Genomic DNA, 18,736 nt, shown 5'->3' with positions numbered 1-18,736 from the left:
CGTCATGCGCCCGCGTTAAGGAATACACCCCACTACGTCCTCAACCGCGGTTATCGCTTCCAGAACGGCTTCGCGACCCCCGAGTGCCTTCAAGACCGGCGCGAGAGCGGCCAGATCCCAAATGACGCCGTCACGGCCGCCGGTCGCCATCAAGCCAAGCGCCTTGCACCAGAGATCGTAAAGACGTTCCCGGTCGAGCCGGAGCAAGACGGGAACCAGCGATCGAAGCGCCGCCATCTGCTTCTCTCTTCCTGCGGAAGACGAGCGGATATCGAGCGCAGCGACAAGGGCTGTCTCCAGCAGCGGTCGTGTCAAGTACCGGTCATCGTGCCGGGTAGCGATATCGGACAGAGGGGCCAAATGGTATTCGAACGCGCTTAGCCGCTGCTCGACCGACCTTCTTTTGGTTGGATGCTGGCCAAGCAATAGCTTGTCGGGCAACAACGGTACGATCGCAATCAACACATCGCCGCCGCGAAACCCATCGAGCGCAGAAAGTGCACGTTCGATGGCTGTGTCATAACAACCGAGTTGCGCGAATCGGACCGTCAACTGATGGTGATGGTCTACGTCCCATGCGGGATGCCGGTCGGCAATGGCAACCGCCGTTTCGACTTCGCGGACTGTTTCCAGGTACGGCGCCAGTTCCTCGATGCGCCGGTGAATGAGCTGATTCAGGCCCATATCAGCCTCATAAGCCAGCGGAACTGCCCGAAAGGCATCGGTTTCAACGACGTGGCTGATTATTTCCAACGCTCTCCCAGTCTCTCCCAAGGCGCCGAACCGGACGGCGATCAACATCAACGTAGCAACCCAACCGTCAAGCGCCAGCAGCTTGCCCGAAAGAACCGCAATTTCAGCGCAATGCTCGCCTTGCCGGGACACAGGCTCCACCTCGGCCCAGACGTTCATCCAATCAATAGGGTTCTTCGCCGACTGCAGCGTGGCAAGCAGGTCCTCGGGAAGGCCATTCTTTTGCAAAGCCCTATAGAGCGACTCCAGCAATGGGCCGGCGCCAGATAAATGCTGATTGACGATCTCAACGGCCTCTTCCAGGAGCGGCATCGTCAGCTGCGGAAGTAGCTCCTTTAGCTGGGCATCCCGCCAATAGGCAGTGAGATCGCCGGACATGGCTCCCAGGAGCTCCGCCCGTAACATTCGCTGCCGGTCGGGGTCTTCAAGACACCCGGCCGCGCGAGCCAGGGTGTAGGGAGCGGAGGACCACGAGTAGACATTCGCCTGAGGCGTGAGCGAATTCATCGTGGCAGCGACTTCAATTTGTGCCGCAGACTTCGCGTCGCCGCTCAAATAAGGCACCAGTTTCGCCAAAGCCCGAATTCGGGCAATTCTCGACGAGAATTTCCTTGCGGCGCCCACAAGGTCGTTCAAGCACGCGTCGGACATCGACGGTGCCGACGCCAGCGCTTCGTATGCGTCGCTGCGCCGATCCTTATCGGAGATCTTTTTCGCCAGTTTGATGGCCGCGGAGATCAGTGCGGGCGGTAACGATTTCGCTATCGTGCGCAAGACCGCCAGGACTTCGTTGTCCGTCAACTTCGAAGCGATCTTAAGTACGCGCGGATAGTATTGCGGCGGCAGTTGATCGATGCATGCACACAGCACCGCACTCGCATCCGCGGGCGCTGTGCGGGCCAGATTCCACACAGCGGCGAGCGCCTTCTGATAGTCCTCCGCAGCAAACCATAACCACGGCAACGCGGCACGGCTGCTCTGATCGCCAATCGTTTCCAGCGACTTCAAGGCACGGGTCGCCATCTCCTTGCCCATGTAGGGCGCCAGCTCGTTCAACGTCTCATATCGCTCGGAGGCTTGTGCATGCCCAAGCGCGTCGAAAAACGCCTTACGCCGCTGTGTCTGCGTCATGTACAGGGCCAGTGTTGCAAGCTTGTCCGGGCTGCAGCGCCGGCCGATTGCCAGCGCCTTGTTCAGGATAGCTTGCTGATGAGATGCAGGTGCGATCTTCAGGAGCGCACTCAAGATCTCCAGACTGAACAAGTCCGAATAGTCATATTCGAGCGCAGCCTGCTGCAATTCATCCACGAATGGAATACGCTCAGCCTCGGTCAAAAAGGCAGCAATATCGATGAGAAGCTTATGTTTGCTGCGCCGATCGTAGTCACGTTCGGCGACCAATGCGCGCGCGGTCTGAATCGCCTCGTCGCGAATGGCATTGCGATCTTCACCACTCAGGTACGGTATCGAAAGCGACAAGGCCCTCGCCCTGGATTCCGGTTCCTCCAACCTCCTGGCTTCTTGCACGATGGTCGCCGCAATCTCCCGCTGACGAGACAGGTGCGACGCGGCAGCAATCTTCGCCAGGGCCTGAATTCTCTGCTTCGGAGAATCGTCAGGCGGCAGAAGACGATCTGTCTGGCGCAAAGCCTCTTCGGGGTCGTCCAGTTCAGCCAGACGGCCCAGCAATGCCGGTAGCGCATCGCGCTCCATCGAAGCAAGCTCGAACGCCTGCCGGATCGTAACCGGCGACAGGTACGAAACCGCCGACACGAGCAGCGGTTCGACCGGCCAACCGATTTCGCTGGCTATCGCAAACGCCTCGTGGATGCGCCCCGACTCGGCATGCCAGAGTCCGATCGCCGCCAGCATGGCGCGCCGCGCCTGCCACGGCGCTCTTCTTGCATAAGCGAGTGCGTAGGGAGCCGAGCGCAGGTTCTTCCTGAGCGCTTCGAGCATGAGTTGCGGAGGAACATTCGCCGCGAGACTATTGATCGACGCGGATATCAGCGCATACCGGCATTGCAACCCGATTGCGTCGGCACGAATGCAGTCCGTCGACAAATCGGCATTCAGACGTTCAGCCAGCCGCCACGCACGCCGGACGTCGGTCAGGAATCCGCCAATTTCCCCTTGCCTCTTTCGCGCGGCGTACCAGACAAAATATCGGTGCCTTACCGAGAGCTGGGAGTAACGAATACCGAACCGGAAGCGCAAAAGATCGCGCAAAAGCAAGCCCAGATCCTGGGGCCATACGGTCGTCACACCCCGCAGATCGAGAAGCTTGTGCAGGTCCGATGCCTGCCCGGCCATCTCCAGATGCGCCGTGACGTACTTCATCCCGTGGTCGTCGCCGGCACCGGGCTCGTGAGGATCGCTCAATGCCCGCAGCGCGGCGTCCAGGCCGCCCCAGCCGTCGAGATAGTAGTCTGCGAGGCGCTTGTGAGCCTTACGCGTTTCGGACGCAAGCATCCGGACGAGTTTCTGCTGTTGGGTCCCAAGTTTGCCGTCATCGACACGCCCATGGACGAAATCGCGCAAACTTGCGTGGTAAAGCCGATAGCCCTGCGGTGCGCCATCCTTTCCACCTGCAACGCTGACGAACGGACGCCAGTCACCCGTAAGCAGCGCGTCGACTCGCGACGCATCGGACTCGCCCCAAAGCTTGCAAAAGAAGTCTGCCGTAAGGTCCCCCTCGTGCGCCGAAAGGGTACAAAGAAGACGGCAATTGAACTCGTCGACTTTGGGGACCATCAACCATGGCCACCAGTACTCGCCATAGTATTGCCAGAGGCCATCCGGCAGCCTGGCGAGATCGAGGGGTGCACGATGATCCCGCTCGATTTCCGCAATAACGTAGTGCAGATAAATCCATACGCCCTCCGACTTCGCCAGCAGCGTCTGAACGAAGTGATGGGGGGCAATGTTTCCCGATCGCAGCGCCGAAGCAATTTTTTCATTGCTTAGCGCCGCATCCATGAGAAACGTGTGGATGTCGTCCCGATTCTCTTTCGCCCGTGCATCGATACGCAAGCGCTCTCTGGTCGCCTCCGTCGAAAGTGCCACGTGCACGGGGCGCTGGGACACGATCAGGAAGACACCGTCCGGAAGCACGCGAGGCAGGCCCATAACGTTCCCGTTTGCCGTCGAGACATCGGACTCGTCAAGGGCGTCGATGACCATGACGATCGGCTCACCCGGCCTGAGTTCGTTGCGCCGGTCGGCCGCGAGCCTCAGCAAGCTGTCAAGGAAGTCCGGGCGCATCGTCATGGCCGGAAGCGCATTGGTGCGAGCGAAAGGTTGAAGATCCCACACCCGCACCAACTGCGCCGCCAGGCTCTTCAGGCCCGCATCAATGCCCGCCGCGCCCCGCGCGAGCTCGATGAAGTGATGGATATACCCCCGCTCTCTGACGAGATGTGCCAGAAAGGCGGTTTTGCCGAGACCCGCTTCGGCTTCCACAACAATGTAGCCACTCTTGTTGTTGCACAGAAAGCTATCGATTCGGGACGTCAGCCAGTCACGGCCCCGGAAAGCGGAAAGCCGAACTCGTTCAAAGACCGCCTGGGGCGAAATGTACAAGCTTGCAAGCTGCTCGTATTGGCCAATGAAGAATGTCGCATTATTGCCCGTGGCGATATAGCTCTGCACGACGCTTCCGCCAACCGCGATACTCCGCTCCCCTTCTGCGATCGAAGTATCGGCAGTTTCACTCATGGTTATTTCCTTTTTTTCGAAACGGCGCGACGAGTCAGGTCGTAGTCGGAGGAAGCTTGCCCGTCGTTGGCGCAGCGTATTGATCTCCAGTGCTGATCGTGCTTCCGGAAATGGTATGGGCCGCGACGCTGCCCTTGCCGATCGCCTGGATTGTCATCCCCGATTGCCCGGCATCGCGGAAGAAGTTCTTCAACTCGGCGGCCAGTGCGGGATCCTGCTCAAGGATCTTCCTGATTTGCACCTTGAATACCGTTTGCGTGTCCGCGTCGGACGGGGACTTCGCGAGATCCTCGGCCGCCTCGGCCGCGGCCGGCTTGTTTTCTACGCTTGGCGCAATCCGGGCCCATAGCGTTTTCGCCTGTTTCCAGACGTCTTCGCCGATACCCTTTGCCACACCTTCGACGGCCTTGTCGCCAAAGCTCACCAGGTACGGCAAACAGGGAGTGAGCAGCGCAACGGTTTGATGGGCAAGCTCTCCGATATCCATCCTGCAATCTCCCTTTCCAAGTTGGTCACCACGTGATGGGGCATTCGTTGACCCCACGCATCGTCTGCGCAGGGTGGCAACGAGCGCGAAAATCTTCGCGTCAAATGATACGCCCGGCACCAGACGGGTCGCTTCGCACAAGCGTTCGCAACCCAAATTTTACCCTTGCCGTGACAGCCCGCAATCTGGGTCCACCACGCGGTGATAAACTCGATCGACAAGCCGCGCGCTCACGTCGCTCACGTAGTCAACTGACGCACCCACGCGGAGACAACACACGAGAAGGAGACATCCGATGGCTGAATTCCGACTCTGGTCCGACGACTTCCCCAACAACGGCTTCATGCCGAAAGCGCAGGAGTTCGACGAGCGCGCCTTCGGCGCGGACGGCGACAATGTTTCGCCCGCGCTGCAATGGGACGACCCGCCCGTCGACACCCAAAGTTTCGCGCTCACCGTCTACGACCCGGACGCGCCGACGGGCAGCGGCTTCTGGCACTGGGTCGTCGTCAACATTCCCGCCGACGTGCGCGCGCTCGCCCGCAACGCCGGCAAGGCGGACGGCAGCCTGCTGCCGGGCGGCGCCCTGCAGGTGCGCAACGATTACGGCACGGTCGGCTTCGGCGGCGCGGCGCCGCCGCGTGGCGACAAGCCGCATCGCTATATCTTCCGCGTGCATGCGTTGAAGGTGGAGCAACTGCCGGTCACGCCCGAGACGACCAACGCGGTGGCACGCTTCATGACGCACCTGAACGAGGTCGATTCGACGACCTACGTCGGGCTTTATGAACTGAAATAAGCGCGCACCGGGGCGCGGCATGCGGGCGAGCGTCAGCACCGCCCCATGCCGCGCGCCACGTCCACTGGTCGCTTCCGAATCCACAACGCGGGCCACGCTCCCGCTCTTCGATGCCCACCACGTCCACGCTGTCCCACCCCGCGGCCGATCCCGCCGCCGATGCGGAACCCGGCCTGCCGCTTCCGCAGCGCTATCACGCCATCGTCGTGGTCGCGCTGGGCATCACGCTCGCCGTGCTCGACAGCGCGATCGCCAACGTGGCGCTCCCCACCATCGCGCGCCATCTGCACGCGAGCGACGCCGGTTCGATCTGGATCGTCAACGCCTATCAGCTTTCGGTCACGATCTCGCTGCTGCCGCTTGCCTCGCTCGGCGACCGCATCGGCTACCGGCGCGTCTATCTGTGGGGCCTCGGGCTCTTCACCGTCGCGTCGCTCGGCTGCGCGCTCGCGACCTCGCTGCCCCTGCTCGCACTCGCGCGCGTGGTGCAAGGTCTGGGCGGCGCCGGCATCATGAGCGTCAACACCGCGCTCGTGCGCATGATCTATCCGCGCGCCCACCTGGGCCGCGGCGTGGCGATCAATGCGATGGTGGTGGCCGTGGCCTCGGCCGTCGGCCCGACCATCGCTTCGGGCGTGCTCTCGATCGCCCCGTGGCCGTGGCTCTTCGCCATCAACGTGCCGATCGGCATCGCGGCTTATGTATTCGGCCTGCGCGCGCTGCCGGAGAACGAGCCGCACCCGGCCCCCTACGACTACTGGAGCGCCGTGCTCAATGCACTGGTGTTCGGGCTCCTGATTTTCGCCGTCGATGGTCTCGGCCACGGCGAGCGCCGCGCATGGGTCGCCGCCGAATTCGTCGCGGCGGCCGTGATCGGCTGGTTCTTCGTGCGCCGGCAGCTAAGCCAGCCCGCGCCGCTTTTGCCCGTCGATCTTCTCGGCATTCCGGTGTTCGCGCTCTCGGTGTGCACGTCGGTTTGCTCGTTCTGCGCGCAGATGCTCGCGTTCGTCGCGCTGCCCTTCCTGCTGCAGAACACCTTCGGGCTCTCGCAGGTGCAAACGGGCTTTCTCATGACACCCTGGCCGCTCGTGATCGTCGGCGCCGCGCCGCTCGCGGGCTGGCTCTCCGACCGCTATCCCGCGGGCATTCTCGGCGGCATCGGGCTCGCGATGTTCGCGGCCGGTCTCGCGCTCCTCGCGACGCTCGACGCGCACCCCACCGCCTTCGACATCGGCTGGCGCATGGCGCTGTGCGGCGCGGGCTTCGGCACGTTCCAGTCGCCCAATAACCGGCAGATGCTCTCCTCCGCGCCGCGCGCGCGTTCCGGCGGCGCGAGCGGCATGCTCGGCACGGCGCGTCTCACGGGCCAGACGCTGGGCGCCGCGCTCGTCGCGCTGATCTTCGGCGTGGCGCCGGGGCAAGGCCCGACGATCGCGCTCTACGCCGCGACAGGGTTCGCCGCCGTTGCCGCCGTGATCAGCATGCTGCGGCTCGTGCCGGGCAACGCGGCGCGTACGCCGGCGTAAATTTCACTGCCTATACTCGATAGTGCTGCACAGCCTCTACCGCTCACGCGCGCATGCGAGCGCGCCGCGGCGGTAGCGAACCACGGCGGCGCGCCTCGCGTGACGGCGTTTGCATCTGCCCCGCTCTTCGCCGCCCGGATTCGTCCCTTCACGGTGCTTAAGGCCAAGGGGGATTTCCATGTCACTGATCGTCGCTGGACGGTTCACCACTTTTCCCGCCGCCGAGGCCGTTGCCGAGCAGCTGTTCGCGCGCGGCTTCCTCGAAGAGGACGTGAACCTTTTCTTCGTCAACCCGCGCGGCCAGCATGCCCGCCATGCCGCCCAGGCGGCGATGGCCCGCATACCTGCCCTCGCGTCACCTGCACTAGTGTCGCCGCATCTTGCGCGCAACATCACCGCCGGTGCCGTGGCAGGCGCCGTAGTCGGGGTCGTGATCTTCGGTGGAATGTCGGCGTCGTTTCCGATCGTCGTGATGGCGGCCGGCGTGGGCGCCTGGGTCGGCGCGCGCATCGGCATGAGCGCGAGCCGCAAGCAGGTCGCCGAGCATCACGAGCGCGTGCTGCGCGAAACGCGCAACTCGGGCGTGCTGCTCGCGGTGCACGTGGGCGCCGAGAATCAGGCCATCGCCGCCGAGGTGCTGAGCGCGGCGGGCGCCGCCGAGGTCGAACGAGCTTCGGGCCGCTGGCAAGGCGGCCACTGGGCCGATTTCGATCCGACCCGCGCGCCCGAGCCTTATGGCGAGGCAGGCCGCCAGCAGGCCTGAAGAGACGGTGCTGCAAAGCAGCGCGGCGGCTCGAAGGCCGCCGCGTGAGTGCCGTTAGGTGCCGCGAAGCGTGCCTTGCGTCAACCCGCCTTGGCCTTCGCCGCCGGGGCCGGCGTTGAGACGGATGTCGAGGCGGGTGTCGAGGCCGACGTCGAGCCGGAACCGGGCGCCGCGCTACGCGCCTTCGCCGTCACCGAAGCCGCCGTCGCCACGCTGCGCAGATCGGCGAGGAACGTGTCGCGCCACACCGAAAGATTGTTCTCGCGCAGCCCCGCCATCATGTCCTCGTAGCGCGAACGGCGCTCGGCCAGCGGCATCGAAAGCGCGCGTTCGAGCGCCTCCGCCGTCTGGTTCAGGTCGTACGGGTTCACGACCAGCGCACCCGGCATCTGCTCGGCCGCGCCCGCGAACTGCGAAAGCACGAGCACGCCCGGATCGTCGGGATCCTGCGATGCCACGTACTCCTTCGCAACAAGGTTCATGCCGTCGCGCAGCGGCGCCACGTAGCCCACATCGGCGAGCCGGAAGAGCCCCATCAGCAGATTGCGTTCGTACTTGCGGTTCAGATACTGGATCGGCGTCCAGTCGAGCTGCGCGAAGCGTCCGTTGATGCGGCCCGCCTCGCCTTCCAGGTTGCGGCGGATCGTCTGATAGGTCTGCACGTCCGAGCGCGTCGGCGGCGCGATCTGCAGGAGCGAGACGCGTCCATGCCAGCCGGGACCGTTCTGCAAGAGACGCTCGAAGGCCTGGAAGCGCTCGGCGAGACCCTTCGAATAATCGAGCCGGTCCACGCTCATGATGAGCTTGCGCCCGCGCATCGCGTCGCGCAGGCTGCGCACCGGCTTGCGATCGGAGAACTGTCCCGAGGCCTTCGCGATGGCATCGGGATAGATGCCGATCGGGTAGGCGCCCACCTTCAGGAAGCGGTCCCACGCGTGCACCATGCCGTCTTCGCTGGCGTTGCCGTGGCCGCCGCGCTCGATGTAATCGATGAAGGCCTGGCGGTCCGCATCGGTCTGGAAGCCCACCACGTCGTAGTGGCAGATGAACTTCATCAGCTCCTCATGCGGCGGCACCGAGCGCAGCACCTCGGGCACCGGCAGTGGAATGTGCAGGAAGAAGCCGATCGGGTTCTTCACGCCGAGGTCGCGCAGGCAGCGCGCGAACGGAATCAGGTGATAGTCGTGGACCCAGATGATGTCGTCGGGTTCGATCAACGGTTGCAACTGGCGCGCGAGCGTCACGTTCACACGCAGGTAGCCGCCGTATTCCTGGCGCTCGTAGCGCGCGAGATCGTTGCGGTAGTGGAAGGTCGGCCAGAGCGTGGTGTTGGAAAAACCTTTGTAGTACTGGTCGTAGTCGCGTCGGGTCAGGCCGACCGTCGCGTACGTGACGCTGCCCTGCTGCTCGACGACAGGCGGTGCTGGTTCTGCGACGGTCTCGCCGCTCCAGCCGAACCACACCCCACCGGTCTCCTTGAGCGCATCCAGCACGCCGACGGCGAGCCCCCCCGCTGCGGGACGTCCTTCCTGCGTCGGCGCGACGCGATTCGATACCACGATCAGTCTGCCCATTGCGGCAATCCTCCTGTTTCGTTATTTCAGAGACCCTGCCAGGAATCCGGATGCAAGATGCGTGCCGTGCCGGCCGAAGTCCGATGCCTACCCCGCTCGCCCGGCGCAGGGCGAGCGCGCGCCGCGCCATGTTTCGCGCAGAACGCAAGGATCGACAGCGGGATCGACAGCGTTCGCTGGCGCTCGATGAAAGCGCTGGCGGCATGCGGCGCGCCTTCGCGCGCCGCCGGCTCGGGTGCCCTTTCAGGCGTCCTGTTCGGAGCCGAGATCGCGCTGGTAGTCGATACCCTCGGCGCGCGAGCCGCCCTGATTGTGCTCGCCATCCGGCGGACTGCCGGGTGCGGGACGGTTCTGCCCAGCCGGGTCGGGCACGACCATCGAGGGCGGGATGCTGCCCTTCTGTTCTCCGTCGCGCGGGCCACGCTTGCCCGAGTGACGTGCGGAGCGACGCAATGCAGGATGTCTCATGTCCAGGCCTCCAGCGCAAGGCTGCCACGCAGCGGTGGCGCTTTTACAGTCTAGGGTTCGCGGCGTGAAATTGCCGGTAAAAATGGCGCTGCCTTTGTAACTCGTACATAAAAGCGGGATTGCGGCTACAGGTCAATCGCCCGGAATCGGCGGCGATGGGGGCCGCCGGCCGACCGAACGCGGAACTTCACCCGGCTCGGGCGGCGGATCGCCGATGGGCGGCGCATCGGGGGCGCCGGGCTCGCCCGGAGGCGGATCGTCCGGTTGCGGGGTATGCGCGAGCCAGGGGCGCACGCGGGAAGGATCGGCGGATCGGCAAAACGGCATGGCAGACTCCTCGAATGGCTGTCCTTGTCCGAGGTTGCAAGCGACATACCGCGCACTGAGCGCGCACGGAGCGCGCTTATACGTTCGCGCCGCCCGCCGCGCGCGCACGCGGCTGCTCGTCCGCGCCGCCCTTGCCCGCCGGCTCGTTGCCGTACTCCACAAGCCGGTTATAGAGCGTCTTCAGGCTGATGCCCAGAATTTCCGCTGCCCGCGTCTTCACGCCGCCGCACTGCTCGAGCGTGGCGAGGATCAGCTGGCGGTCGGCGTCGGCGAGCGAGGTGCCGAACGGGATCGTCACGGCCGTGCCGGCCATCGGCTTCGACAGCGAGATCTGCAGCGGCACGGCAGCGGTGAGGTCGCCCTCGGCCCCCGACATGATGTGCGCGCGCTGCACGTAGTTCTTCAGCTCGCGCACGTTCCCCGGCCACGGATAGGTGGCCAGCATCTCGCGCACGGCGCCCGGAAACTGCTTCTTCGTGCCGTGGCGCTCGTTGAGCTCGTCGAGGAACGCCTGCGCGAGCAGTTCGACGTCCTTGCCGCGCTCGCGCAGCGGCGGCAGGCTGATCGGAAAAACGTTGAGCCGGTGATAAAGATCGAGGCGCAGCTTGCCTTCCTCGACGGCCTGTTCGGGATCGCGGTTCGTCGCGGCGATCAGGCGCACGTCGGTCTCGATCTCTTTGGTCGTGCCCACGCGCATGAACATGCCCGTTTCCAGCACGCGCAGCAGCTTCACCTGCAGCTCGATGGGCATTTCGGTGATTTCGTCGAGGAACAGCGTACCGCCGTTGGCGCGCTCGAAGTAGCCCTTGTGCTGACGGTCCGCGCCCGTGAAGGAGCCGCGCTCGTGACCGAACATTTCCGATTCGATCAGGTTGGGCGAGATCGCGCCGCAGTTCACGGCGAGGAACTCGTGCTTGCGCCTCAGGCTCAACTGATGAATGGTCTGCGCGGCGACTTCCTTGCCGGTGCCCGACTCGCCCACCAGCATCACCGAGGCGGGCGTAGGCGCGACACGGCCGATCTGGTCGTAGACGTCCTGCATGACCGACGAACCGCCGAGCATGAGGCCAAAGCGCCCCATGCGGCGCAGTTCGCCGCGCAACGTGCCGATCTCGGCCTTGAGGTCGCCCGCGCGCGGCAGGCGGTTCAGGATCGCCTTCACGCGCTGCAGGTTGATCGGCTTGACCAGATAGTCGATTGCGCCTGCCTTGAGCGCGTCGACGGCGGTCTCGACCGTCGCGTGGCCGGTGATGACCACGAGCTCCACGCCCGAGCGGGGGTCGAGATCCTGAAAGAGTTCCGTGCCGCTGCCGTCCGGCAGCTTCAGGTCGGTGAAGACCACGTCCGGCATCTGGCGCACGAGCTGGATCCGCGCTTCGCGCAGATCGCCGGCCTGGGCCGTGGTGAGTCCGTCTTCGCCCACGACGGCGGCGAGCGCCTCGCGGGTTCCTGCATCGTCATCGACAATCAATACATGTGGCATCGCGTCTCGTCAGCCCTGAAAGGTGAATGGCTCCACACAAGACAGACCGCCCGCATCCGGCACGCCGAAGCGCCGGACCACAGAAACGGGCACGGCCCGCAAGGTTGCTGCACGGTGGAGTACGAAACGTACGAAACGGCCGGATGCTACGCCAGGCGGGACACGCGAGGCGAAAGTGCGATTTGGCTGCTCCACAGCAACAATCGCACCGTCATCCGGCAATCCAAACTTAGATTGTTCCAGATATGGCCATTATAGACCGATTCCTGTAAGGCACGCAGCCGCACCGTCCGGGGCTCCGGACGTGCCGAAACTGGCGTGCCCAGCTACCCGGCTGCGCTCAGGCGCTGCCGTGCGGGAACGGCCAGGGCGTGCCTGCGGCACCGTTCGCGACCGTCGAAGCCGCATTGGCGGAGGCCGCGCTCATAACGCCGGCCGGCGAGCCACCGGACGCCGCCGCGGCAACCGCTTCCGCCGTATCGACAGGATTGCCGGGGTTCGGTTCGACCGAGCCGCCTTCGCCCTCCCAGCGGCTCAGTTCGCGGTGATAGGTGGAACGCTGCGCACGATGGCGCTGCGACCATCGCCACGCGAACATCCCGGCTGTCGCGCCGAGCGCGCCGACGGCAATCAGCGCGCCCATCAGATTCGTCCTGCTCTTACGCATGTCGCGTCCTCCCTGGCACAAGTCCAGCCCGCTTCCGAGGCGTAGCTGCGGTGCGTCTCCTGTCTCGTGCGACGCGCCGGATTCGTCCGAGTTCCCTTTTTTCTGCGGTGCCCGGTCCGAGGCACCTGTATCGGCTTGTTTCGGCTTGTTCCCCGGGCCAGCAGGATTCGTGCCGTTATCGGGCGGACCCCGCCTTCTTCGCACTGTCGCGGCACGTCCATTGCCCTGCAACACGGCACAGTGGTTAAATGTTTACGAGATGGAAATATTGCGGCCGTCGGCGCGCCTCGCCGGCGCCAGTCCTGGACGGCCATGCACGAACCCCGCCCCCGGCGCGCGGCAGGACAGCGCCTGGGCCCTACGCCCGGCGGCGTTTGAAACCCTTTGCAGGACGAATACCCTATGGCGTCAATCGAGCAGGGCTCGCCCACCGCCACGCGCAGCGAGCGGGGCAACGGCAAAAGCGCCGGCAAATCGGCCGGCAATCATCGAGGCAACACCGGAAGCAACATCGCAGGCACCGGCAACGCAGCCGGCAATGGCGACGCCCGCGTGGCCGGATTGCAGTCCTATGGCCTGCTCTACGGCTCGTCGGACGTGATGCAGGAGCTCTACACGCAGATCGAACGCGTGGCCGTCACCGAGGCCACCGCGCTGATCGTCGGCGAATCGGGCACGGGCAAGGAGCTCGTGGCCCGCACGATTCACGACCGCAGCGCGCGGCGCGACGGCCCCTTCATCGCCGTCAACTGCGGCGCCATTCCCGACGAGCTGATCGAAGCCGAGCTCTTCGGTCACGAAAAAGGCAGCTTCACCGGCGCCATCGAAGCACGCGCCGGCCACTTCGAGCATGCGCGCGGCGGCACGCTATTTCTCGACGAAATCACCGAGATGTCGCTGCTGCATCAGGTGAAGCTCCTGCGCGCGCTCGAAACCGGCGAGTACCTGCCGGTGGGCGGCAATGCGGCCATACGCGGCGACGTGCGCATCATCGCCGCGACCAACCGCGACCCTGTGGCGGCCGTGAAGGACGGCGGCCTGCGCGAGGATCTGATGTACCGGCTCGCCGTGTTTCCGCTGCGCACGCCGCCGCTGCGCGAGCGCGAGCGCGATCGCGAACTGCTCGCGCAGCACTTTCTCGCGGAGCTCAACGAGCAGGAAGGCACGCAGAAGACCTTCAGCAAGCGCGCACTCGAGGCGGTGCGCAACTGGTCGTGGCCCGGCAACGTACGCGAGCTCAAGAACGCGGTGTATCGCGCTTTCATCCTCGCGGAGAAGACGGTGGAGATCGCCCATCCGCAACTGGTGCCGCGCGTGAAGAAGCCCGTCACGCAGGGCGATGCGATGAGCGTGTGGATCGGTACCCCGCTCGCGGATGCGCAGAAGCAGATCATTCTCGGCACCCTCAAATACTGCGGCGGCGACAAGCGGCTTGCGGCGCGCACGCTGGGCGTGAGCCTCAAGACGCTGTACAACCGTCTCGGCAGCTACGGCGCGCAAGACTGCGCCGACGACGAGGACACGGGCACGCCCGAACCGGGCTAGGCGTTTCGCGAGCGGTTGCGCGAAGCCCGTCGGGTGCAGGCGGATAGGTGCGGCCTCAAGCAATCTCAAGCAACCTCGAGCGGGCGCAACCACGCGCCCGCGTGTATCGCACCATATTTTGCAAACTTTTGCACTTTCCCTATCCTCATCGCGGGTCGCGTCCTGCACAATTCGCGACAGCACAAAGTGCGCCACACGCCCGTCCCGTGGCGGCCGGCGCAAGGCAGGGATAGAACATGCAAGATCGAAGTGCCGCGGCACGCCTCACCTCCCCCGTCGGAATCCTCATCCTCTCTCCCCGGCGCGCGGCTTCGTTCGCGCTGCTCGCCGCGTTGAGCCTCGCCTCTTCCGCCTGCAGCTCGCTCTATTCCGAAGGCGCGCAAACGGGGGCCGGTATCGCTGGCGCCGCGATCGCCTCGAAGGTCACGAACAACGCGTCGGTCGCAACCGGCATCGGCCTCGGTTTCGTCGCCGCGGCGAAAGCCGGCGTGCAGTACTCCGAACGGGTCGTTCACCGCAACACCCAGGACAGCATCGCGAAGGTGGCCGGTCCGCTCGACGTCGGCGGCGTGGCGCCGTGGTCCATCACGCACTCGTTCCCCATCGAGGACGACGAGCACGGCCGCGTCACCGTGAGCCGCACGATCAGCAGCGGCGCGCTCGATTGCAAGGAGATCGTGTTCTCGGTCGATCACGATGCAACCAAAGACGCCGCCGCCAGCAGCGCGTTCTACGTGGCCGCCGTATGCCGCGACGGCGACAACTGGAAGTGGGCCTCCGCCGAGCCCGCCACCGACCGCTGGGGCGCCCTGCAATGACGGCGCGCACCGCACCGCCGGCCCCTGCCCGGGTGTCCGGCGCTTACCTCCCACGCTTTCTCGCGCTCGCCGCCGTCTGCACGCTCGCGGCGCTCGGCGCGAGCGGCTGCTCGTCGATCGGCGCGGCCAGCGGCGCGGCGGCCGCCGCGGCAACGGGCATCGCCACGGCCAACCCGGCTGTCGGCGTGGGCGTGGGTATCGCCGTGCAGGCGGCCACCGACGAGGCGGTGAACCGCTTCATGAAGAACATGCACGCCGACCAGCAGCAATTGATCGCCGAAACCGCGGGCCGGCTGCCCGTGGGCGGCATGGACATCTGGCGAGTCAAACACACGCTGCCGGTGGAGAACGGGCACGGCCAGGTACGCGTGACGCGCGCGTTCGCCTCGGCGCTCGCGCTGTGCAAGGAGTTCGCGTTCTCGGTACAGGACGGCGACGCCGCCGACGCGCCCGAAATGTGGTTCACCGCCAGCACCTGCCGCGACGCGAGCGGCTGGAAGTGGGCATCGGCCGAGCCGGCCGTCGAACGGTGGGGCACGCTTCAGTAGCCCCCCGAAGCGAGTAGCGGCAAGAACGAAAAACGGTCGCCAGTGCGAACTGCACTGCGCGACCGTTTTTTCGTGGTCCTTCGTGGGCTCTCGTGAGTTTTCGCGGCCGTTGCAACCGGCGTGCGCTCAGGACTCCACGTCTTCGAGGCTGAAGATTTCCGACTGGTCGTTATACGAGAAGATCTCGCCATAACGGCCCCAGTCGATCACCGTATCGAGCGTTTCTTCGGCGGCGCCGTCGGAGAGAAAGTCCTCCAGCTCCTGCTCGAAGCGCACGCGCGGCGCACGGTGCCCCGGCCGCTCGTTGAGCACCTTCTTGATCCGCGCCGCGAGCGGCACGTGCCGCAGCAGATGCTCGGCGAACATCATCTTGCGCTCCTGCGTGCCGAACTCCGCGAACACGCGGCCCGGCGGCGTGAGCAGCACGTCGCCTTCGCGCACGTCGGCAAAACCGAGGTTCTGCAGCACTTCCGCAATCGGGAACAGGTCGTCCACTTCCAGGTGCAGTGTGCGCGCGATTTCCGGCATGTCCGCGCGGCCATGGTACGGCGCCATCGCGAGCGTCTCGATCAGACCGGCCATCAGGTTGGTCGAAACGCGCGGCAGCCAGCTGCCGAGTTCGAGCCCCTTCCTGGTCGCCTCGCCGATCTGGCGGGCCGTCATCTTCGCGTAGATGTCGTCCACGAGCTTGCGGAATGCCGGGTCGAGACGGTTGCGCGGATGCTTGAACGGCACCTCGATCTCGGCCACGACCTTGCCCGGGTTCGACGAGAGCACGAGAATGCGGTCGCACATGAACACCGCTTCCTCGATGTTGTGCGTGACGATCAGCACCGACTTGATCGGCAGGCGGCCTTGCGTCCACAGATCCAGCAGGTCGGTGCGCAGCGTTTCGGCGGTCAGCACGTCGAGCGCCGAGAACGGTTCGTCCATCAGCATCAGCATCGGGTCGACCACGAGCGCGCGCGCAAAACCCACGCGCTGGCGCATGCCGCCCGAGAGCTCGCGCGGATAGGCGTTTTCGAAGCCGTCCAGACCGATCAGGTCGATGGCCGCCAGCGCGCGCTCGCGGCGCTCGCGCGCGCCCACGCCCTGCGCTTCGAGCCCGGCTTCCACGTTTTGCAGCACCGTGAGCCACGGAAAGAGCGCGAAGGTCTGGAACACCATCGCCACGCCCTTGGCCGGGCCGTCGAGCGGCTTGCCGCGCCAGGTGATCTCACCCGAAGTCGGCGAGATCAGGCCGGCGATGATACGCAGAAGCGTGGACTTGCCCGAGCCCGAACGGCCGAGCAGCCCGACGATCTCGCCTTCGCGCAGCGAGAGATTCGCATCGTCGAGCACGAGCAGCTCGCCCTGGGCCTTGTTGAAGCCACGGCACACGTCCTGCACACGCAGGATTTCCTCGCCCAGCCGCGGCGGCGTGGGCGTCTCGACGTCGCTGGTTGCGGCACTCAGAGTCTTGGGATTTTGCATCGCGTTTGCCTTCGGTTCTCAATCAGTCAAGCCGGAGTTTGGCTTCGGCGTGAGCATATAACGGGCGCCACAGCAGGCGGTTGAACATCGTGACGAACAGGGACATCACCGCGATGCCCAGAATGATCTTCGGGAAGTCGCCGGCTGCCGTGGTCTGCGCGATGTAGGCGCCCAGACCGTGCGCCTCGACCTTGGTGTCGCCCCACTGCACGAACTCGGAGACGATGCTCGCGTTCCATGCGCCGCCCGAAGCCGTAATCGCACCCGTGATGTAGTACGGGAAGATGCCCGGCAGCATGATCTGGCGCCACCACTGCCAGCCGCGAATGCGGAAGTTCGTCGCGGCTTCCTTGTAGTCGTTCGGATAGGCGCTCGCGCCCGCGATCACGTTGAACAGGATATACCACTGCGTGCCGAGCACGATCAGCGGTGAAAGCCAGATGTCGGGATTGAGGTGAAACTTCACGATCACGATCACGAACACCGGGAACAGCAGGTTCGCCGGGAACGCGGCGAGGAACTGCGCGAGCGGCTGGATCTTCTCGGCGAGCGCGGGGCGCAGGCCGATCAGCACGCCGATCGGCACCCAGATCACCGAGGCGATCGCGATCAGCAAGATCACGCGAATCAGCGTGATGAGGCCGAGCACCAGCACGTGGCCCACTTCGTCGAGCGTGACCCCCGTGCGCACATAGGCCACCACGCGCCACACCACGTACACCGTGAGCGCAATCACGAAGACCGCCCATACGATGTCGCCGATGCGCGAGCTCAGCGTGCCCTTGCCCGGGGCCGCCGGCGCGGCGCGCTCGATCACCGGGAACGAGGGCAGCTTGAGCGACACGCGCGCGGCCTTCGAGAAGCACCAGCCCACCGGTACGAGCAGCTGATGGATGAGGTGGGTGCGGCGCACGAGATCGAGTAGCCACGACTCCGGCGCATCGCCCGAGCTCGTGTTTTCCATGCGGAATTTGTCGGCCCAGGCAACGAGCGGACGGAACAGCAACTGGTCATAGGCGATGATCACGACGGTCATCGCGAGAATCACCCAGCCCACCGCGCCGAGGTTCTTCTCGGTGATCGCCTGGGCCAGATACGCGCCCACGCCCGGCAGCGTGATCGTGTTGTTGCCCACCGTGATCGCTTCCGAGGCGACCACGAAGAACCAGCCGCCCGACATCGACATCATCATGTTCCAGATGAGGCCCGGCATCGAGAACGGCACATCGAGCTTCCAGAAGCGCTGCCACGCCGTGAGGTGAAAGCCCTTCGATACCTCGTCCAGATCGCGCGGCACCGTGCGCAGCGACTGGTAGAAGCTGAAGGTCATGTTCCAGGCCTGGCTCGTCCAGATCGCGAAGATCGCGGCCAGTTCGGCGCCCAGCACGCGGCCGGGAAAGAGCGAGAGAAAGAAGGTGACCGTAAACGAGATGTAGCCCAGCACCGGCACCGACTGCAGGATGTCGAGGATCGGCACCAGCACCTGGCCCGCGCGGCGGCTCTTCGCTGCAAGCGTGCCGTAAACCAGCGTGAAGGCGAGCGACGCCACCATCGCCGCGAGCATGCGCAGCGTCGTGCGCATGGCGTACTCGGGCAGCATGCGCGGATCGAGCGAGATGACCTGGGTCTTGAGCGTGGACATCGGCGCGAGCGTCTGATGGAAGCCGATGGCCGCCATCGCGATCAGGCAGATGATGAGCGGAAACGCAACGAAGTCCCAGCGATTGGGCAGCACGCGCCACGCCGAAGCGTTGGCCGTGCGGTTCAGGTTGAAACCGAATTCCATCA

14 protein-coding genes are annotated in these 18,736 nt (G+C 65.1%); 6 read left to right on the top strand and 8 right to left on the bottom strand.

Annotated elements, in window-relative coordinates; all coding sequences use genetic code 11:
• Nucleotides 1-15: 15 nt before the first annotated feature.
• Both U5760_RS22210 and U5760_RS22205 read right to left on the bottom strand, forming a co-directional pair.
• Nucleotides 16-4,470 (bottom strand): ATP-binding protein, encoded by a 4,455-nt coding sequence (locus U5760_RS22210; RefSeq protein ID WP_322014449.1) that lies wholly within the window; start codon nucleotides 4,468-4,470, stop codon nucleotides 16-18.
• Nucleotides 4,471-4,504: 34 nt separating this feature from the next.
• Nucleotides 4,505-4,957, bottom strand: coding sequence for a hypothetical protein (locus U5760_RS22205; protein ID WP_322014448.1), 453 nt, complete (start codon nucleotides 4,955-4,957; stop codon nucleotides 4,505-4,507).
• Between the two features lie 295 nt (nucleotides 4,958-5,252).
• On the opposite strand from U5760_RS22205, the gene U5760_RS22200 reads away from it, so the two are divergent.
• The 3 genes from U5760_RS22200 (at nucleotide 5,253) to U5760_RS22190 (ending at nucleotide 8,045) form a co-directional block, all read left to right on the top strand.
• Entirely contained in the window at nucleotides 5,253-5,756 is a 504-nt protein-coding gene (locus U5760_RS22200; protein ID WP_322014447.1) for a YbhB/YbcL family Raf kinase inhibitor-like protein, read from the top strand.
• A 110-nt stretch (nucleotides 5,757-5,866) separates the two neighbouring features.
• The gene (locus U5760_RS22195) at nucleotides 5,867-7,282 is read left to right on the top strand and encodes an MFS transporter (RefSeq protein WP_322014446.1); all 1,416 of its coding nucleotides are present in this window, start codon (nucleotides 5,867-5,869) and stop codon (nucleotides 7,280-7,282) included.
• A gap of 178 nt (nucleotides 7,283-7,460) precedes the next feature.
• Nucleotides 7,461-8,045, top strand: coding sequence for a hypothetical protein (locus U5760_RS22190; protein WP_322014445.1), 585 nt, complete (start codon nucleotides 7,461-7,463; stop codon nucleotides 8,043-8,045).
• Nucleotides 8,046-8,125: 80 nt separating this feature from the next.
• On the opposite strand, the gene otsA is transcribed toward U5760_RS22190, so the two are convergent.
• The 4 genes from otsA to U5760_RS22170 form a co-directional block, all read right to left on the bottom strand.
• The gene (gene otsA / locus U5760_RS22185; protein ID WP_322014444.1) at nucleotides 8,126-9,619 is read right to left on the bottom strand and encodes an alpha,alpha-trehalose-phosphate synthase (UDP-forming); all 1,494 of its coding nucleotides are present in this window, start codon (nucleotides 9,617-9,619) and stop codon (nucleotides 8,126-8,128) included.
• 243 nt (nucleotides 9,620-9,862) lie between these two features.
• Nucleotides 9,863-10,087 (bottom strand): hypothetical protein, encoded by a 225-nt coding sequence (locus U5760_RS22180; protein ID WP_322014443.1) that lies wholly within the window; start codon nucleotides 10,085-10,087, stop codon nucleotides 9,863-9,865.
• A gap of 403 nt (nucleotides 10,088-10,490) precedes the next feature.
• Nucleotides 10,491-11,897 (bottom strand): sigma-54 dependent transcriptional regulator, encoded by a 1,407-nt coding sequence (locus U5760_RS22175; RefSeq protein WP_322014442.1) that lies wholly within the window; start codon nucleotides 11,895-11,897, stop codon nucleotides 10,491-10,493.
• A 340-nt stretch (nucleotides 11,898-12,237) separates the two neighbouring features.
• Nucleotides 12,238-12,564: a hypothetical protein gene (locus tag U5760_RS22170; RefSeq protein ID WP_322014441.1), complete on the bottom strand. Its 327-nt coding sequence runs from the start codon at nucleotides 12,562-12,564 to the stop codon at nucleotides 12,238-12,240.
• Between the two features lie 402 nt (nucleotides 12,565-12,966).
• On the opposite strand from U5760_RS22170, the gene U5760_RS22165 reads away from it, so the two are divergent.
• From U5760_RS22165 to U5760_RS22155, 3 genes are all read left to right on the top strand, one after another.
• On the top strand, nucleotides 12,967-14,109 hold the full coding sequence (locus tag U5760_RS22165) for a sigma-54 dependent transcriptional regulator (RefSeq protein WP_322014440.1): 1,143 nt from the start codon (nucleotides 12,967-12,969) through the stop codon (nucleotides 14,107-14,109).
• 236 nt (nucleotides 14,110-14,345) lie between these two features.
• The gene (locus tag U5760_RS22160; RefSeq protein WP_322014439.1) at nucleotides 14,346-14,927 is read left to right on the top strand and encodes a hypothetical protein; all 582 of its coding nucleotides are present in this window, start codon (nucleotides 14,346-14,348) and stop codon (nucleotides 14,925-14,927) included.
• On the top strand, nucleotides 14,924-15,475 hold the full coding sequence (locus U5760_RS22155) for a hypothetical protein (protein ID WP_322014438.1): 552 nt from the start codon (nucleotides 14,924-14,926) through the stop codon (nucleotides 15,473-15,475). Before U5760_RS22160 ends, U5760_RS22155 begins: the two co-directional genes overlap by 4 nt.
• A 126-nt stretch (nucleotides 15,476-15,601) precedes the next feature.
• Here the strand turns inward: U5760_RS22155 and U5760_RS22150 are convergent, their stop codons facing one another.
• Nucleotides 15,602-16,948 (bottom strand): nitrate/sulfonate/bicarbonate ABC transporter ATP-binding protein, encoded by a 1,347-nt coding sequence (locus tag U5760_RS22150; protein WP_322014437.1) that lies wholly within the window; start codon nucleotides 16,946-16,948, stop codon nucleotides 15,602-15,604.
• A gap of 22 nt (nucleotides 16,949-16,970) precedes the next feature.
• The gene (locus tag U5760_RS22145; RefSeq protein WP_322014436.1) at nucleotides 16,971-18,734 is read right to left on the bottom strand and encodes an ABC transporter permease subunit; all 1,764 of its coding nucleotides are present in this window, start codon (nucleotides 18,732-18,734) and stop codon (nucleotides 16,971-16,973) included.
• Between the last annotated feature and the right edge of the window lie 2 nt (nucleotides 18,735-18,736).

It is taken from the genome of Paraburkholderia sp. J12, assembly GCF_905220215.1.
GTDB lineage: Bacteria > Pseudomonadota > Gammaproteobacteria > Burkholderiales > Burkholderiaceae > Paraburkholderia.
The sequence above is the reverse complement of the archived record's forward strand: the minus strand, read 5'-3'. Positions and strand labels throughout refer to the sequence as shown.